At 43.7% G+C, this 17821-nt stretch carries 18 protein-coding genes; 5 read left to right on the top strand and 13 right to left on the bottom strand.

Annotated features, from left to right (window positions below; translation table 11 throughout):
• Window positions 1-94: 94 nt before the first annotated feature.
• The gene (locus tag V1225_RS02800) at window positions 95-1015 is read right to left on the bottom strand and encodes a sugar phosphate nucleotidyltransferase (RefSeq protein WP_338547536.1); all 921 of its coding nucleotides are present in this window, start codon (window positions 1013-1015) and stop codon (window positions 95-97) included.
• Between the two features lie 462 nt (window positions 1016-1477).
• Window positions 1478-2416 (bottom strand): LysR family transcriptional regulator, encoded by a 939-nt coding sequence (locus V1225_RS02795; RefSeq protein ID WP_338547535.1) that lies wholly within the window; start codon window positions 2414-2416, stop codon window positions 1478-1480.
• A gap of 163 nt (window positions 2417-2579) precedes the next feature.
• Between V1225_RS02795 and V1225_RS02790 the strand changes: the two genes are divergently transcribed.
• The 3 genes from V1225_RS02790 to V1225_RS02780 all read left to right on the top strand — a co-directional run bounded on the left by V1225_RS02790 (window position 2580) and on the right by V1225_RS02780 (window position 6138).
• A complete protein-coding gene (locus V1225_RS02790; RefSeq protein ID WP_251614123.1) occupies window positions 2580-3752 on the top strand; it encodes a M20 family metallopeptidase in 1173 nt (390 codons plus the stop codon).
• A 28-nt stretch (window positions 3753-3780) separates the two neighbouring features.
• A complete protein-coding gene (locus tag V1225_RS02785) occupies window positions 3781-5016 on the top strand; it encodes a hypothetical protein (RefSeq protein WP_338547534.1) in 1236 nt (411 codons plus the stop codon).
• A 573-nt stretch (window positions 5017-5589) separates the two neighbouring features.
• The gene (locus tag V1225_RS02780; protein ID WP_161908823.1) at window positions 5590-6138 is read left to right on the top strand and encodes a DUF2148 domain-containing protein; all 549 of its coding nucleotides are present in this window, start codon (window positions 5590-5592) and stop codon (window positions 6136-6138) included.
• 26 nt (window positions 6139-6164) lie between these two features.
• Here the strand turns inward: V1225_RS02780 and V1225_RS02775 are convergent, their stop codons facing one another.
• The 9 genes from V1225_RS02775 to V1225_RS02735 all read right to left on the bottom strand — a co-directional run bounded on the left by V1225_RS02775 (window position 6165) and on the right by V1225_RS02735 (window position 13050).
• On the bottom strand, window positions 6165-6395 hold the full coding sequence (locus V1225_RS02775; protein ID WP_275557416.1) for a hypothetical protein: 231 nt from the start codon (window positions 6393-6395) through the stop codon (window positions 6165-6167).
• A 34-nt stretch (window positions 6396-6429) separates the two neighbouring features.
• Complete coding sequence (locus tag V1225_RS02770) at window positions 6430-7647, bottom strand: membrane dipeptidase (RefSeq protein ID WP_251614116.1); 1218 nt, start codon at window positions 7645-7647, stop codon at window positions 6430-6432.
• Window positions 7648-8223: 576 nt separating this feature from the next.
• Window positions 8224-8817 carry a flavin reductase gene (locus V1225_RS02765; protein WP_161908822.1) on the bottom strand — a complete coding sequence of 198 codons (594 nt, stop codon included), beginning with the start codon at window positions 8815-8817 and terminating at the stop codon, window positions 8224-8226.
• A 26-nt stretch (window positions 8818-8843) separates the two neighbouring features.
• Entirely contained in the window at window positions 8844-9008 is a 165-nt protein-coding gene (rd, locus tag V1225_RS02760) for a rubredoxin (RefSeq protein WP_160201050.1), read from the bottom strand.
• A gap of 14 nt (window positions 9009-9022) precedes the next feature.
• Window positions 9023-10189, bottom strand: a complete 1167-nt coding sequence (locus tag V1225_RS02755) for a PucR family transcriptional regulator (RefSeq protein ID WP_338547532.1) — start codon at window positions 10187-10189, stop codon at window positions 9023-9025.
• Between the two features lie 27 nt (window positions 10190-10216).
• Window positions 10217-11143 (bottom strand): cysteine synthase A, encoded by a 927-nt coding sequence (cysK, locus tag V1225_RS02750; protein WP_338547531.1) that lies wholly within the window; start codon window positions 11141-11143, stop codon window positions 10217-10219.
• On the bottom strand, window positions 11133-11771 hold the full coding sequence (locus V1225_RS02745) for a phosphatase PAP2 family protein (RefSeq protein WP_161908818.1): 639 nt from the start codon (window positions 11769-11771) through the stop codon (window positions 11133-11135). The genes cysK and V1225_RS02745 overlap by 11 nt, the downstream gene beginning before the upstream one ends.
• Window positions 11772-11784: 13 nt before the next feature.
• Window positions 11785-12096 (bottom strand): YbjQ family protein, encoded by a 312-nt coding sequence (locus V1225_RS02740; protein WP_160201046.1) that lies wholly within the window; start codon window positions 12094-12096, stop codon window positions 11785-11787.
• A gap of 96 nt (window positions 12097-12192) precedes the next feature.
• On the bottom strand, window positions 12193-13050 hold the full coding sequence (locus tag V1225_RS02735) for a YitT family protein (RefSeq protein ID WP_338547530.1): 858 nt from the start codon (window positions 13048-13050) through the stop codon (window positions 12193-12195).
• Between the two features lie 432 nt (window positions 13051-13482).
• Here V1225_RS02735 and V1225_RS02730 point away from each other — a divergent pair, with 432 nt between their 5' ends.
• Window positions 13483-14250, top strand: a complete 768-nt coding sequence (locus V1225_RS02730; protein ID WP_161908816.1) for a lysophospholipid acyltransferase family protein — start codon at window positions 13483-13485, stop codon at window positions 14248-14250.
• A gap of 2 nt (window positions 14251-14252) precedes the next feature.
• Window positions 14253-14561, top strand: a complete 309-nt coding sequence (gene trxA, locus V1225_RS02725) for a thioredoxin (protein ID WP_338547529.1) — start codon at window positions 14253-14255, stop codon at window positions 14559-14561.
• A gap of 178 nt (window positions 14562-14739) precedes the next feature.
• Here trxA and V1225_RS02720 read toward each other — a convergent pair whose 3' ends face one another.
• A complete protein-coding gene (locus V1225_RS02720; RefSeq protein WP_338547528.1) occupies window positions 14740-17091 on the bottom strand; it encodes a hypothetical protein in 2352 nt (783 codons plus the stop codon).
• Window positions 17069-17812: an ATP-binding cassette domain-containing protein gene (locus V1225_RS02715; RefSeq protein ID WP_160201041.1), complete on the bottom strand. Its 744-nt coding sequence runs from the start codon at window positions 17810-17812 to the stop codon at window positions 17069-17071. Before V1225_RS02715 ends, V1225_RS02720 begins: the two co-directional genes overlap by 23 nt.
• Window positions 17813-17821 lie beyond the last annotated feature (9 nt).

Here is a 17821-nt window from a genome sequence, read left to right as displayed (position 1 = left end):
ATGGCGTAAGCCCCATGCCTACGCAGAGATTTTGCACAAAATCGTGCCTTATTATTATACCCGCAAAGCAGCGGCCTTGCAAGTCTTTTTTGCATTATTTCCAAAGCTTTTCCGGGTACAGCCCCTTATCCTTCATGGACTGCAGCGCATCAACTACGCTCTGCTTATCTTCTTTGTATGTGACGCCATACCACTTGTCATGGGAGTGAAGCACCTTTACGGTCGCCTTATCCTCTTTAATTAGCTGATCCACAACCACCGGCAGGAAATATTCTCCTTTAAGAGGATTCTCGACCAGCGCTTTATCCAAAAATGCCGGAAAACGTTCCTCCATTTCACGGACAAAGGACTCTGTAAAACCCCAGAAATTCATAGAAACGGTGGTTCCTTCTTCCAAAGCCTGCCAGGTTATCCCATCGTCCTCTGTAAATGCAATCCCGCCGTCGTGATACATGATTTTCGTGCGCTCTACAATGTCCAGAAGCTGTCCGTTTTCACCCACTTCGCAGACACCACGCGCTACATGACCGTTTTCGGTCAAAGTTTTCTCCAGATTGTAGCCAACCATGCAGTAACGATATTTTTCGTCATCCTTCGCCTGGTCCAGATAGTCGTAGATGATCTGAAATGCACCTGGTCCGTAGTAATCGTCTGCGTTGATAACCGCAAAAGGTCCGTCAATGAGTTTGCGTGCACTGAGCACCGCATGACAGGTTCCCCACGGTTTCACACGCTCTGCAGGAACCTGATACCCCTGCGGAATATCTGTAAGCTCCTGAAAAGCATACTCCACCTTCATATATTTTCCCGCGCGCTGATCGATCAGTCTGCGGAAATCTTCTTCATTTTCTTTTTTAATGATAAAAATTATCTTCTCAAAGCCAGCCATCATGGCATCGTAAAGTGAAAAATCTAAAATGATTTCTCCTCTGTCGCTGATCGGATCTATCTGCTTAAGTCCTCCGTACCTGCTGCCCATACCTGCAGCCATGATGACTAGTACTGGTTTGTTCATACTGTGCCTCCTTTGTTTTTTGTGATACATCAAGTTTCTTGATAGAAGAAACTTCTTCCATGTCAAAATTTTTTAATCAAATCTATCTTAATTAAACGATTCAATGCAACCGAAGCCTCTGCTGTTATTCATTCTGCTTCACTAACCTAAAAATATTATACCAAATCTCCCATAATTCACAAGTGCAAAGAATGACGACTTTACTGCTGTTCGTCTCTGTGCATATTTCCATCAAAACAACCAAAAATATGCACAAATCCTCGTATAAGCGTGCATATTTTTGATAAGTTTTCTCCTGATATGCATTTTTTCCTATAAAAAACTATCAAACAGCAGTTTTACTATCGCCTTACAGCTCAGAATGTGCATATATAACGTAAAAAACCCCGAAAATATGCAGACCGATGTGCATATTTTCGGGGTTTTCTTTAAAAATATGTATTTTTTCAGTGCTCTCCCCGTCTAATACAAAATATCGTTATTTTTAATCTTAATTTTCTTCGTTTCGTTCAAACTATGAGTTTCATTTACCACGTAATCTACAAAAGCTCTGTAAATTCCCCTCGGTTCTTTGTCCTGCAAATATACCAGATAAGTATTATATTTAACTGGAACTTCAAGAGGAATGGCTGTGATTTTGTCATTAACAATCTGTGCAGCTGTGGATTCTGTAGCAAAGGTAATACCCTCGCCGCTGGAAAGCATATTGATAAGCAAATCTCTATCAAATGTGTTTTCGAGGACGACCTGAAATTCAGCATTTCTATCCGCATATATCTTGTGAAAATCATCGTAAAGATTTGTCGTTTTCTCCCCTACAAGTACCGGTAAGTTTGACAGATCTTCCGCCGAAATGGCATGATGCGCCGCAATTGGATTATTCCGATTGATAATCACCAGTAAATCCTCTTCAATTAGCGGAATGTAGGTCAAGTAGTCAACCTTATCCTCCGGTCTCAGCTTGACAAGGGCGAAGTCCAAAGCCCCTTTTTTGAGGTCAGTATAGGCACAGTAATTATCAGAAATTCTTATGGTGCCGACAACATTGGTGCTTGATTTATAAAAATCTTTTACGATTGTAGATACCCCAATGGTCCATGAAAACGGAAAAACAGCGACATTAATTACCGCTTTTTCTGACTCCTCATTGCCATTGAATTCCTTCATAAGCACATCGATAGCATCCACAACCCCTCTTGCATATTTGCAAAATCGCTCTCCATCTACAGTTAAATAAATATTGTGATGATCCCTTACAAAAAGGGCCGTGTTCAGTTCAGACTCAAGTGCACTGATTTGCTGTGAAATATTGGACTGTGTGACATACAGAGCCTGCGCGGCTTTTGTGAAGTTTTTCTGCTTTGCAACCTCTAACACGTAATAAATCTGTCTAATTTCCATAGTCGTATCTCCCCTTAGTTCAAGTCACAAATATAGCTGTCATTACTTTCACTAATGATGTCCATTATAACCTTTAATTTCCTTTTCATCAATAAAAATATTACAATTTATTATGAAAAATCTCTAAATTAAAATTCAAAACTGAAGAAGGAGGGATATCGCCTTGATTATACCAGAAAAAATCAGCGAAATTCTGGAAGATGTTATCACAATAAGACGGGAAATTCATAGAAACCCAGAGATTGGATTTGAACTGCCCAAAACCTCAGCTCTGGTAAAAAAGGAACTTTCAGCCTACGGTGTCGATGAAATTATCTGCGCCGGCAAGTCTTCCGTCGTAGGCACGATAAGAGGTAAAAAAGGACCCGGAAAATGTATCGGTCTGCGATGTGATATGGACGCACTTCCGGTTTTAGAAGAAACAGGTCTTTCATTTTGCAGCCTGACCCCCGGCGCTATGCATGCCTGCGGCCATGATTTACATACTGCAATGATGCTAGGAATTGCAAGAACCCTGTGCGATATGAGAGATAAGTTTTCTGGCACGGTAAAGGTTATCTTTGAAGCAGGTGAAGAAACGCAGCCCGGCGGCGCTATTGGAATCATCGAGTCAGGTGCAGTAGACGATGTTGACGCTTTTTTCGCAACCCATGTCATTCCAAGCGATGACAACGTTGGACTGATAGGAATTAGAAAAGGCGCCGTGACAACCTCCGCCGACGAAGTAAAAATCAAAATTCACGGAAAAAGCAGTCACGGTTCACAACCGCAAAATGCAAACGACGCAATTTTAGCCGCAACGCAGATTAACCTTTTGTTGCAGCAGATTCAAGCGAGAAATATCAGCCCATTGGACACCTGCATATTGTCCATGAACCTGATTCAAGGGGGCGCGGCAATCAATATCATTGCCGACTATTGTTACATGGAAGGTGCACTTCGCGCTTATACCCAAGAAGCCCGCACCATCGCAACAGAAAAAATTCGCGAAATCTGCAAAGGTATAGAAACCCTTTCCGGCTGCAAAATAGACGCCAACATCAGCTTGGGCTATGACGCCTGCTACAACGATGAAGACCTCGTCGACCTAATCACAGGCACTCTAGGTGAGGAAAATTACTACATCCTCAAAGAGCCTATGTCCTTTAGCGAAGACTACAGCTTTTTCGGAACAAAGACCGGAAAGCCATCTGTACTTATGTTTCTAAATGCAGGGCATGCACCGGGAATGAAAGTCTCCGTACTCCATCGCTCAGACTGCACCTTTGATGAAGATGCAATGAAATATGGAATGGTGGCAATCGTTAACAGCGCACTTGCATTTCTGAAAGAATAAATTTAAATTGTAAAGGAAAGGAGTTATTATGGTACTTTATAATGCTTTCTTGGCGGTAGTAATCGTTGGTATCGCCTACGTTATCGGTGAATGGGTATCCACAATCACACGTGCATGGGTCCCTTCCGTACTGGTAACCGCAATCATCTTTTTAATCGGTTTTTGGACTGTAATTCCTAAGACAGTATCCGAAGATTCGGGACTTTCTTCCTTCGCTGGCACAATTGGCGTACTCATGTTCATCACCCACATCGGTACGGTCATCAGTCTAAAACAGCTGGTCGAACAGTGGAAAACCGTAGTCGTCTGTCTGGTCGGTCTTGTCGGTATGGTCGCACTATGCTGGTTCATCTGTCCAATCATCATGGACAAAAACCTTGTTATTGCAGGACTTCCGCCTCTAACCGGAGGTATCGTTGCTGCACTGACCATGCAGGGCGCTGCCGAAGCTGCAGGATTAAAAGAAGCCGCAGTATTTGCAATCGCAATGTACAGTGTGCAGGGACTCGCAGGATATCCTATCACCGCTTTATGCCTGCACTCAGAAGGCAGAAAGCTTCTGAAAGAGTGGCGTTCCGGTGATTTGAACCTTTCACAGAAAGAAATTGACAAAATGAAAACTGTCGGTCTTACTACCATCGCAGATGACAGCGGGACTAAGAAATTAATCCCACCACTTCCAGACAAATTTAACACTCCAGTTTTCATCATCGTAAAACTGGCTCTCAGCGTGTGGCTTTCCAGTATTGTCGGACAGCTGATTCCACAGATTCCTACAATTGTGTGGTGTCTGATTATTTCAGTCATTTTGACAAGAATTGGCTTCCTTGATACCAGTTCAATGACAAGAGCAAATACATACACAATCTTCATGTTTGCAGCTATGTTAAGCGTATTCTCCGGTCTTGCTGACTGCACGCCAAGCATGCTGAAGGCCCTGATTGTTCCAATGCTGATTATGATTGTAATCGGTGTTGCCGGTATGGCGCTGGCTGCTTTCATCATTGCAAAGCTGTTCCACATGGACTTCCAGCTTGCCTTTGCAAATGGTCTTACCGCTTTATACGGCTTCCCTTGCGATGCAATTATCACAGAAAACACTTGCAACTCACTGACTGATGACCCGGACGAACGCGGATATCTGATGAGTAAAATGTTCCCATCCATGGTCGTCGGCGGATTTGTAACAGTTACAATTACATCTGTTATCTTTGCAGGCTACTTTGCAACCTTGCTGGGCGGCGGTGGAATTACAATTTCATAGGTAAAAGGGGAGCTGCCTGCTGATGCATGCAGCTCCTTTGTTATACATGCAGCATTGCCACGCACACACCGCAGACTGCAGAAGGCGCAGCACCCTGCCCGCGCCATGGTCAGTGCGGACGTGACCGAGCCTGTTTGCTGAAATCAAGAAAATGTTTGTCGATTCGCAAACAAGCCGGCAAGAAGAAAAAGTTGCGAGTATTAGATTTTAGTATCTATTCCGTTTTTTTGCAAAAAAGGTATCAAAACTTAGAAGTTACTTTATACTAACTAAAAGGTTTTGAGCAAATTAAACGAAATAGAAATGGAATTCTTCGTTCTTTTTCGTTTTCTAAGCAGATATTTTCATAAAAACTTGCCATATTATTAAAGTAATTTCCTCAATTTCCATATAATAGATATCATAATTTAAAGAGTTTGATACCTTTTTTACAAAAAACACTTAAAAGTACTAATGACATGCTTCATGCGCCTTTCATGCGTTTTCCGTACCAATTTCCTTGTTGCCCTTGTTAAAAGATGTCCGGTCAGCTATAATATTATCATAAATGGGAAAACAAGGGAGGAACTCACTATGATAAAAGCCATGGAAGCAGCGGAAAGAGATGCTGCGCTAAAAGTTGCCGATTTGATGGCTGCAGCTGCAAGGACCGCACCTAAAGCCAGTGGAAAAGATAAAATCATCACATTCATTCTTACAGGTGATGAAAAGCAAACCCTTGCTGAAGAAATGCGCAAAGTCGCCGCCCAGCGAGGCGAAGAATTTATCGAAAGAGACTCCTATAACGTGGAAGATAGCCACTGTGTAGTTCTAATCGGCGCTGTGTCTAATCCCTTTGGACTAAGTGACTGCAAGATGTGCGGTTTTGAAAACTGTGCAGAGATGAAAAAGGCAGGCGCCAACTGCGCATTCAACATCACTGACCTGGGCATTGCCGTAGGTTCTGCAGTCTCCGTGGCGGCGGACCACAGAATCGACAATAGAGTCATGTACTCAGCAGGCGCTGGCGCTCTTAGGATGGGAATTTTCCCAAAAGACGTGCGGGTCTGCTATGGCATTCCGCTGTACACCGGCGCTAAAAGTATTTTCTTCGACCGGGGAGCTGGCGCTGTGCTGCTGTAATCTCACATGCAGAAGCGCCAGAAGTATTAATCTGTCTGCTCAAATAATTTCAGCATAATATCACAATAATTCTGGGCGCTTTCTGTCATGATATAATCCGCTCGTTTCAGCGCCAGCGCCTGTTCTGTTGCACCGCTTCCAAGAATGATCCTTGCCGGATCCCCCGGTGCAAAGTCCATAATAGCAAAGACAAGGAAAGTCGCCCCAATCAATACTGGAATTGCAAGCAGCAGGCGTTTTATCACATACTTATACATACCTATTTCCTTTCTGCTTTCTGAGGTTCCCTGCTTACACCCATACCTCTTCTAAAACTCTCAGCGTATTTCCGCCAATTACTTTGGCAATCTCTTCTTCACTGTAACCTCTGCGGATTAACTCACGTAAAATATTCCAGGAAGCCTCTGTCGGATTTTCAAGATATGCCACATACGGCACCTCATCATACGGTACACCTGGATCTGAGTCATACTTAGTAGAAAACAGCTCGTCAAAGGCATGATGCATACCAACATGGTTCCCGTAAAGTGTATCCGGTCCGAAGCTGATATGATCAATACCTACTAAATCTTTAATATACTCAAAATGCTCCATCACCGTTTCCAGAGAATGGGTCATGCTCTGATAGGACATGGTCGTGTGCGGAGATGCCTCCACCCCGATTACACCGCCGTGCTTTGCAATCTCGATGATGGTTTCATCTGGAAACATTCGCTTGATGTTCCAAACTTTCTGCGCACCAAGATGGCTTGCAATCAATGGTTTTTTTGAGTATGCCGCCACGTCGTAGGCGATTTTCGGTCCGCAGTGAGAAACGTCGATGAGCATACCGATTTTGTTCATCCGTTCCACACAGGCTTTTCCAAAGACAGTAAGACCGCCGTCTACTTCCTCTTTTAAACCGCATCCCAGTGCATTAGCCTCAGAATAGGTAACCCCCAGCTGACGGACACCCAAACCGTAAAGTACGTCAATTCTGTCGATTTCATTTTCAATCGGTGCCGCGCCCTCTACCACAGGCACCCAGGCAATCTTGCCTTCCTTCTTGGCATCGTAAATATCCTGCACTCTTTTGCACTGTACCAGAAAGTCCTGATGCGCAATGTCTGCAAGATGCATCGCCAAATCATGAATTACATCGTTCCACTTCCAACCTGCCATAGAAGACATCAGACAAGTTCCATCTGCCAGATTGTCAAAGACGCAGTCCAGATTAGAATACGCAAGCGCCTCATACGCAATCATTTGCCGTCCACAGCGATATGCATCCATAAATTTACTCGGATGTGACATATCCTCCGGATGATAACACGGATGCTCATGCAGAGAAATCATAACATGCCGATCTAAAATTTCGCGATACATTGCCTCCTGCTCGTCGTCCAATTCTACAACGTTCCTTCCTGCCCAGTCCCATTTCGGCCAAGCCAGTTTCGGATAATCAACACCTTCCTCTAAAAAAGAAAAGGCACGGTATCCTTTGTAGCCTCTTTTCATTTTTAATTCCATTGATGCACCTCCTCAGAATTTTTTCTTCATACTGCATGATTTTAATACTTTACTACATTTTACCATTGCTTTTTTGTATGCTGGTAGTTCAAAAAATAATAGGGGGTATTGCGTCTTTAGCAATACCCCACTGTATTTCTTTACGGTCTATGTAATCCTCTATGCGCCTGATTCCGTTGATAAGATAGGAACTCTGTTTCAAACTGCAGGCAATCATCATCATAGAAAAAACGCAGCTATCTTTATATGTACAAAAGATAGCTGCGCTCGCCATATCTATTCTATTTTATAAAACTCATATCTCGCTACAAAAAAGACGTTTGGGAATCGTCTCTGAAATTTTGATTTTATAGGATTAATTAAGTATAGGATTTTATTTTTAGGACTTTTTATGGGTAGAAACTTTTCCCAAACAGTTCTTTTCCTCTATGTTACTATTCTAGCAGAAAATAGTCCCCTTGTCTTTGTAATATTTTATAATTTTTTATAAATTTATTTGTCTTATAGATAAAAAAGAGACTCTTATCAAATACTTTTTTGTAAGAATCTCCCATTTTAATCAAAATATTTTCCTAATCAGCCGATGGGTTCAAAATCCTCTGCGCCGTGCTTGCACAGCGGACAAATATAATCTGGAGGTAATTCTTCCCCTTCATATACATACCCGCATATCTTGCAGACATAGCCTTTTACTTTCGGCTTGCTGTCCGGCGCTGGTTTGATGTGATCGAAATAATACTGATAGGTTGCTGAAGGTACATCGGAAAGTACTTTCTCTTCGGTCACTTCACCGATAAACATCAGATGAGTGCCCAAATCTACAGTCTTGTTTACTTTAACGGAAATCACAGCATTCGTCCCTCCGGTAATATACAAAAGACCGTTTTCGCTTCTTTCTGCGTCAGCATAACCGCTGCACTTATCCGTATCCTTTCCGCTGCTAAATCCAAAATGCTTAAACACTTCAAATTTCGCCGCCTCGCTGAGAATAGATATATTAAATACGCCAGTTCTTTCAATCATACCACAGGTATAATTTGCTTTATTGACGCAGATAGACAGCTGTTTCGGTGAATCAGTCACCTGCATTGCCGTATTGATGATACAGCCATTGTCTTTGTCTCCTTCTTTTGCAGTTAGGACGAAGAGTCCATAACTGAGTTTAAACATTGCACTCACTGCGTTCACCTTTTCCCTTATTCCGCTTTTTCCTCAAACACATCTTTGCCAAGTCCGCACAAAGGACACACCCAATCTTCTGGAATATCTTCAAATGCAGTACCCGGCTCGATTCCATTGTCCGGATCACCTACTGCAGGATCATACTCATATCCACATGCTCCACATACATACTTTTTCATAACATCGTCCTCCTTTAATCTTGATTGATTAATAAATAAATTTTGATGGCTGCTGCCAGATTCTGATAGAACTCCTTTTCATTACTTTCAGAATCCAGTTTTTCCTGAAGTTTTCCGATTCTGTACCGGATGGTATTCTTGTGACAATACAGCCTTTCTGCTGTCTCTATTGTGTCACCTTTTGCTAGAATATATTCGACTGCCGTACGAAACAATTCTCCATCCTTATCTTCTTCTTCAAAAAGCGGCGCCAGATAATCTTCCATATATGCTGCCATTGATTTGGTATGCATGCCAGGAATAATTAATCTGTATATACCCGTTTTTTCATAATACTTAACAGGAACTTTTTCAATTTCTGCAATTTTTTCTGTCCAGAAAGCCTGTCGCACTGCTTTATCAATATTTTCGCCTGTTGCCACAACCGCACTGACTCCCACAGTCATTTCCCTGCCAATCAGACCATATGCGATTAGCACATCATCAAACTGGGCTTTAAATCTGGACGGATTCTCCTCATCCTGAGAAAGTATTACAAAGAATCGATTCCCCAATTTCCCAATAAAGGTCTTGCTGCGCAATTTCTGATCAGGCTTTGCTCGTTTGATCATATCTGAAATCTGCGTCCCTGCGATTTCCTTTATCTTCACGCAAAGAACCAGCCTGACAGGTCTCAGCTGTGAGCTCATTTTCTCCTGGGCACACTCTGCTTCTTCCGCAGAAAATTCCCGCAGCAGCATATCAGAAAAAAGGGCTTCCGCCTGCAAAACGATATCATCTCGTTCCACCAGATTTTTTACGCTAAAAATAATATCTTCAAAATATTCGTCATGCGAAAATTCTAAAATGGGAAAATTACGCTCATCAGCATAGGCCAGTGCTTCTGCAGGAAGCTCTTTGAAAAATACCGGTTTATAGGCAAGTACCTGCACATTCTGCGAAATCAGTTTTTTTATAGTCACAAGCACCAGCGCCGGATCATCTTTGGCAAAAAGCAGACTGGAAAGCACCAAACTGTTGCCTTCAAAACTGTTGGCTCTGTACTCTTCTCCCTCCTGCATAAATTCAAAATCCAAAATTTCCGTCGCCGTAACGGCTCTATTTAAACCCTTTTCGCCTGCCACGATTTTAAAATTCTGCATGATTTCTAAATTCAGCAAGTCTTTGATTGTAACAGCCATAGGAACTCCTTTATCCTCTGTCGGACTTTACGCATCAAAAAGAACAGTTGATAAATATCTTTCTCCGGAATCCGGCAGAATCACGACAATGTTCTTCCCACAATTTTCCGCTCTTTTAGAAAGCTGCACCGCCGCCCAAAGCGCTGCGCCGGAAGTGATTCCTGCCAGATATCCCTCTTCTTTTGCAAGGCGTCTTGCAAGGTCATAAGCGTCATCTTCCAGAACAGGAATAATTTCATCAATGATGCTCCTATCCAGCACATCAGGCACAAAATTTGCGCCAATCCCCTGCAGATTATGACTGCCGGTTTTGCCTTCCGAAAGCAGCGGCGAATGCTTCGGCTCCACCGCGACTATCTTTACCTCCGGATTTTTTTCCTTCAAAAATGTTCCGCAGCCGGTAATGGTGCCGCCCGTGCCCACGCCAGCTACGAAAATATCCACCTTACCGTCCAGCTCTTCCCAAATTTCCGGACCTGTGGTATCAACATGGGCTTTAGCATTTGCCGGATTGACAAACTGCCCTGCTATGATACTTCCCTGAATTTCCTGATGCAGTTTCTCCGCTTTATCGACAGCGCCCTGCATGCCCTTTGCGCCTTCTGTCAGCACAACCTCTGCACCGTAGGCGGCAAGGAGTTTTCTCCGCTCCAGACTCATCGTCTCAGGCAGAACGAAAATTGCTCGGTAGCCCTTCGCCGCCGCAATAGCAGCAAGACCAATTCCTGTATTTCCACTGGTCGGCTCAATGATAGTGCCGCCCGGTGCCAGCAGTCCCTTCTCCTCAGCATCGGCAATCATACTCATCGCTGCCCGATCTTTGATACTGCCTGCTGGATTAAAGGCTTCTAATTTTCCATAGATTGCCGCATTTATCTGCTGGCTGTTTTCTATCTTGTGAAGCCGCATAAGCGGTGTTTTTCCGATGGTTTCGGTAATCGTGTTATAAATCATCCTTTTGTCCCCGCACTTTTTCTAAAATAATAATAGCGATACATAAATAAGCTGCGCCCAGAGACCATCCTCCGATAATATCTGTGGGATAGTGCACGCCTACATAAACTCTGCTGCAGCCGATTGCAATAATCAGAAAACCGAGCAGCCCCGTCAAAACGTTTGCAAGCTTTCTATTTTTGCAGTACCTTCGAATGAGATAAATTAAAATCCCATAGCATACCAATCCATTCATGGAATGCCCGCTGGGGAAGGAATAGCCTCCCTCTTCAATGAGACGCACCGCAAAATCCGGTCTCGGTCTTTGGAAAATCTCCTTTGCCGCTTTATAGACGACAGTAGAAGAAAGAGAAATTACCGCAAAGGGAATTCCCATATTCATTCGTGTAGATTTTACCATAAGCAAGAAAATTCCCATAAGACTGACCATCTGCCAGTTTCCCAGATAGGTTATAGTAATAAGAACTCGGTTTAGCCCTGGATTTCTGCGAGCATACACCCATTCTCTGATAGCCGTATCAAAGGATAGCACCTCGGCAGCAGAAATTTGATATGCAACATAGGCGAAGCATAACAATGCTCCGCCTATGATAACTGCTCGAATCTGTTTCTTAGATTCCGAATTCATCTAACAATCCTCTTTATTTGAACTTTACTGCTGTTCCATAAGCGATGACCTCAGCAGCGCCCTGCATAATTGCAGAAGACGCAAATCTCATACCGATTACTGCGTCTGCACCCAGGCTTTCGGCTTCGTCTACCATTCTCTTGGTAGCAATCTGTCTGGCTTCCTGCAGCATTTCTGTGTAGCCCTTCAGCTCACCGCCAACCAGTGTCTTAAAACCTGCCCCGATATCCTTTCCCAGATTCTTGGACTGTACTACATTACCTTTTACCAAGCCCAGCACATCAAACTCCTGTCCCGGAATATAGTCAATATTTATCAGTTTCATATAAAATACCTCCTACCATATCTTTTGCGATTTGTTTATATTATACTCCTTTTTCGTAGATATTTCCACTGGTTTTATTGTTTCTTCCGCTCTTTATCAGCTTTCCTTAAACCCTGCGCCAACCACTTCATTAGATTCCATAATGATAATAAACGCTTCAGGGTCTATCTCCTTTGCCATCTTCCTAATTCCGACCATTTGTTTCGTGCTACATGCACACATCACCACATTTTTTTCCTCCTCAGAAAAACTCCCTTCTGCCTTTATCAGCGTTGCACCTCTGCCGGCAACTTCATCAATGCGTTGCGCTATTTCTCTCGCACAGTCGGTAACGATGAGCGTCATTTTTCCGGCAGAAATACCATACATTACCCTGTCTATTACTGCAGCCATAATATAACTGATCAGCATACCGTAAATCAGCCCGTCTACGCTGCCTGATACGGTTACGGCGCCCAGAATTATGATAACAGCCTCCATCATGAAAGAAATACTTCCAAAGGAAAGATGCGGCTTTAATACCTTAGCTGCCATTAAAATAAAATCCGTTCCTCCCGTAGATGACTCACGCAGATAAATCATTGCATAGCCAAAACCAGCAAGTACTGCTGTGCAAATAACGGCAAGAATCGGTTCCCCATGGTAAACAGGAAACATCGGCGCTACTACGTCCATGATAAACGAAGTAATAATAATCGTCCTTAAAGAACGCAGCAGAAAAGCCTTTCCGAGAAGCTTATAACATAGCAGTGTGATAGGTATATTCAGCACTAAAGATACGGCTCCAATAGGCAGCCCAAAGAGGTGGTAAAAAATCAGACCAATTCCGTTCAGTCCCACCATAGGAAATGCTGCCGCCGAAGCGAAGTTGTATGCACTGAGTGCAATTAAAATTCCTCCAATAATATCTACAGCAATATCAATACAAAGTTCCTTTATATTTATCTTTTTCATTTTTAAGTCCTCCTATTACATAAAAGTTTCAGCATACTCCTCTATACAGTGCTTGCACCTAGTTGCAGCCTTCGGACTCAGGGCTGCCTTCTCTCGCTCCATACGGTATTTCTATCAAATTTTTACTGTAAGTATAAATTTCCTTGCGATTCACAGGCATCCCCCTTTCTTTTGCTCATGCGAAGATGAAAGAAAAAACGCACTGCCTATTGCAGTCCGCTTTTCAATATTTGTTAACTATATATTATCACATATTGTCACTATTTGCAATGGTCTAATATGACCAAATGACATCAGAAATTCCTGTATGGGGATTGCAGTTTTTCTTTGCTTCCTTTCTCAAAGAAAACCTTACCTTTTCTATAGATATTCTACCCCTTTATGTGGTATGATGAAAGTAACAAAAAATTTGCATCGGAGGAGGGTCAGGAATTGAAATTACTTAGAAATATACCGAAAGGATACAAGTTATTCCGTTCTGTCAGCGTGTTCAACAATTATTTAGGGAAAATCGAAGCGGCAAAGAATGCCGGCGATGTAGAAAAAGAAAAAGCTATTATCGGGGAAGGCGTTGCCCTTTGGATTCAGCGTCTTGAGGAACTCTTCGACATTACATTTCACATAGAAGGGCAAGAAAATATTCCAAAAACTGGTGCCTGTGTGTTTATTTCTAATCATCAGGGGTATGCAGATATTATAGCGATTTTAAAGATGATGGACGGTAAACAGGTCGGCTTTATTGCAAAGGACAGCCTTGAAAAAATGCCATACTTCGGAAAATGGATCAAAGCCATTCGCGGCGTTTTTATCAAACGGGGTGATGCCAGAGAAGCCTTGAAATCCATACAGGCTGGTGTGCAGACCTTGAAAGAAGGCTTTTCGCTGGTGATTTTTCCGGAGGGCACCCGAAGCCAGTCAGCAGAAATGGGCAGCTTCAAACCCGGCAGTTTTAAGCTGGCAACTAAGGCTAAAGTCCCTGTCGTACCAGTTGCCTTAAATGGCACCCGCCACCTCTTTGAAGACCGCGGCATAATCACAAATGGTGCTGTCATCGACATAAAAATCATGCCGGCAATTGATACTGCCTCCATGGACAGACACGCCCTTGCGAATATTAGCCACCAAGTAGAAGATACTATTAGAGAAGCCCTTGCCGAACTGATCGAAAGGGAAAATAACAGAAAAGAAGAGGAGAGATGAATATGATTAACTTAACAAAAGATAATTTTCAAAGGGAAGTTTTAGAATCCGATATTCCTGTTGTCGTAGATTTTTGGGCACCTTGGTGCGGTCATTGCATTAACTTGATGCCTATTATTGAGGAACTGGATGAAGAAGCAGCAGGCAAATACAAGGTCTGCAAGCTTAACATCGATGAAGAGCAGCCTCTGGCAATCCAGTACGGCGTCATGACCATCCCAACCTGCGCAAAATTCGAAAATGGCGAGGTTACAGCCAAAACCGTCGGCGCGTTGCCGAAGGCGGCATTGCTTTCACAGCTGGGACTGTAATGAATAAAAGGCAAAGCTCTGTCCTGATGGGAATAACCATTAAGACAGAGCCTCTTTTTTTCTTTGATTTATCCACATGCTTGTCCATATATGTGCATAACTTTTATCACAATTTTCCCCTTATAATTGTCCCATTTTGACAAACTTATCCACATATTCCACATAGTTATCCTTTGCTTTACGCTACCAGCGTTCCGAATTGATATACAGGCAGCAGACTCCATGATTTGGCAAAATCCAATCCCATCGCGTATAGCAGCGGTGGAATAACCAGAAGCAGTCCTGCAAGGCACATGGTTATCAGCTGATTTTTCAATTTCGCTGAAATCAGTAAAACCAACATAATAAGTGCCATCACCACCAAAATCCGCATCAGCAGAACGATACCAATCCACATAATCAGCGGCATATCAAGTTCCGCACTGCGATAAGGCATTAAATTCATCGTTGAAGCACCAAGATGCTCCATCGGACAATGCATTGCCACCTGCAGAATATTGCATCCAAAAATCACTACTGTTATCAGAAGTCCTGTCAGCATCGTCACTTTTATTTTTTCGCCCTGGATTCGCCTTTTCCCGCAAGCTGTAGCAGACAACACATTCCAGGCACCGACCTGATCCTCCATGGCGAAAGTGCAGCTGAACGCCAAAATCATACACAGTGCCAAAAGAATGTAATCAGTCAGCGCGTCCGCCGCTCCTCCTTCCGAAAATCCAAGTAAAAGCAAATAGCCCGTATCATAGACGAACTGTCCGTCTCCTGTCTGGCGAATCCACTCACACTGCGCCAGGATTTTCTGAAACGCCGGATAAAACGCCGTTTCCCTGTGATAGGGTTCCAGCATAGCACTGCCCGCCTGCTGATCAATTTCCCCTTCCGCGATCAAGCCCTCAATCCGCTCAATTTCCGCGAAAGCTTTCTCATAACGCGCCTGTTCCCTTTCAATCATCGCCTCTTTTTCATCTGTCAAATCCCCAGAAAGCTCCATCATCATATCCTGATAGTAGCTTTCCGCGCCGCTGATTTCATAAGGCCTGGAAATATGCTGATAGCCGATAAACACGGTAAACAGCAGCAAAATCACGATGCTTCGATGCATGATAAAAATTTTCCAGCTCTCATGGCGAAACAATCCGCCATACGCATCCAATCCTTTTTCTTCCTGCAAGCTGCGCATCTTTTTCCCAAACTGCCGTCTGATTTCCCCATACAATTTTGCTGCCCGACTTTTCCTCTGTGCCGCGGAAAGATTTTTTCCCCTTAGAAACAAGACTATACTGCTAAAGACGCCGCCCGCGCATACCACGCACAGAAATAAAAGCGTTGCCGCAAGCCGCGATACGGGAGTCCCAAAGAAATTCAGATTCAGATATCCGCCGAGGAGTCTGTCTGTTTTCATCGTTCCATAGAAATTTAGGAATTTAAGCCAGTTGTTCCAACTGTTTGCGGGAATTACACTGTACAAAAATCCACTGATTCCAAGACACAGTCCTCCGGAAAGCAGCGACATAAAATTCTGTCTGAACGCAATCGCCGCAGCCAAAAGCAATGTGCCAAAGGTAAAAAGCACCAATGCCTTCAGCAATAAATTAAAAACTAAAAATCCCCCTATGGATAACTTTAAGGTACTTTCCATATACGGCGCCAGTGACTGGAGGGGTGCGGACAGGTCAACAAAACCTGCTGAGGCAAAACTCCAGGCAAAATCACTTCCGTATAAGCAAAAAGTAACCATTAAACAGTGTAGCGCCAGCGCGCCCGTCTTTGCTCCAATTGTGGAAAACCTTCCTCGTGCCGAGGAAAAAGTAACAAGAAACAGCTTTTTCTCCCGCTCTTCGTAAATCAGCGCGCCGCCAAAGAAAAGGACCGCCAGATATAACAGCAAATCCGATACGGGAAATTCCAAGGCAAAGGAAACCGGCGTCGCCAGCTGCGCTACAGGCGTAATTTTTTTCATCGTCTCATAGTCTTCCGACTCCTTTTCCATATTTCTCGCCGCAAAAGAGGTCGTATCCGCCGCAAAAATTGAAATTCCAGACAAATTTTCCTTCTTCTTCGCGATTTCTTTCAGGAAATCCCCATAGTTCTCTACTTTCTGAAAATCCCCATATACACCTTTAAGCATTGCCGATTCTTTTTCCAAAGAATTCGTATAACGCAGATACGTTCCGGAAAGATACTTCTCGTGGTACTTTTCAAAAACTCCCGGATGCTCCTCCGTCAGCGCTGTTTCCATCCGTTTCGCGAAATCATCGCTGCGGGAACGCAAGTTGAGCATTTCCGCCACCACGCTATAGTTCTCAATTTCTTCATGGCGCTGAGCCAGCCACTCGCACCGCTGCCCAGCATTGACCCCCGACAAATCCTGATTCAGCTTTTTATAGTCGGAAAGCCCCGGCGAAAAATCCCCCGGCTGACTTAAAAACCACAGAAAAAATAGATTGACAAAGAAAATCAACAGCATGACCAAGCAGAAATTTTTCTTTCCCCAGAATTTGCGGATCTCAAAGGGTATCAGCTTCACCATGATCTGCTGCCTCCTCTCCGAAAATCTCCATATATATATCCTCCAAGTTCTCTGCGCCATAGCGGGCTTTTAGAGCGTCCACACTGTCCGCGTCGGCAATTTCGCCGGACTTTAGGAAAACAATTTCCCTGGCAATAGACTGCACGTCGGACACTACATGGGTCGCAATGAGGATAATTTTCCCCTTGGAAAGTTCCTGAATTTTTTCCCTAATCCGCACCCTCTCTTTGGGATCAAGCCCCGCTGTCGGTTCATCAAGAATCAGCATCGCAGGATTTCCCATCATCGCCTGAGCAATCAGCAGTCGCTGTTTCATACCGCCGGAATAGGTCCCGATAGGATAATCCAGCTTATTTGTCAAATTTACAGAAGCCGCCGCGCTTTCAATTTCCGCGGAAAGCCCCTTCTTCGGAATCTCTTTCAGCACGCCCAGATAGCTGAGAAATCTGCGGCCTGTGAAGCCCTCATAAAGCCCCTGCTGCTGGGGTGCATACCCCAAAATCCGCCGGTAATCCACGCCCAAAGCTTTCAGCGTTTTTCCGTTCCACAGCACCTGCCCCGTATCAGGTGTCAGGTTTCCTGTAATGATATTCATCAGCGTGGATTTTCCCGCTCCGTTGGGGCCAAGCAGTCCGTAAACTCCTTCGGAAAGCTGCAGGCTTACACCCTGCAGCGCATATTTTTTCCCATATTTTTTAGTTACCTCGCATATCTCTAACATATTCCCCTC

The organism is Emergencia sp. JLR.KK010 (assembly GCF_037018265.1).
In the GTDB taxonomy this organism is placed as follows: domain Bacteria; phylum Bacillota; class Clostridia; order Peptostreptococcales; family Anaerovoracaceae; genus Senimuribacter; species Senimuribacter intestinalis.
The sequence above is the reverse complement of the archived record's forward strand: the minus strand, read 5'-3'. Positions and strand labels throughout refer to the sequence as shown.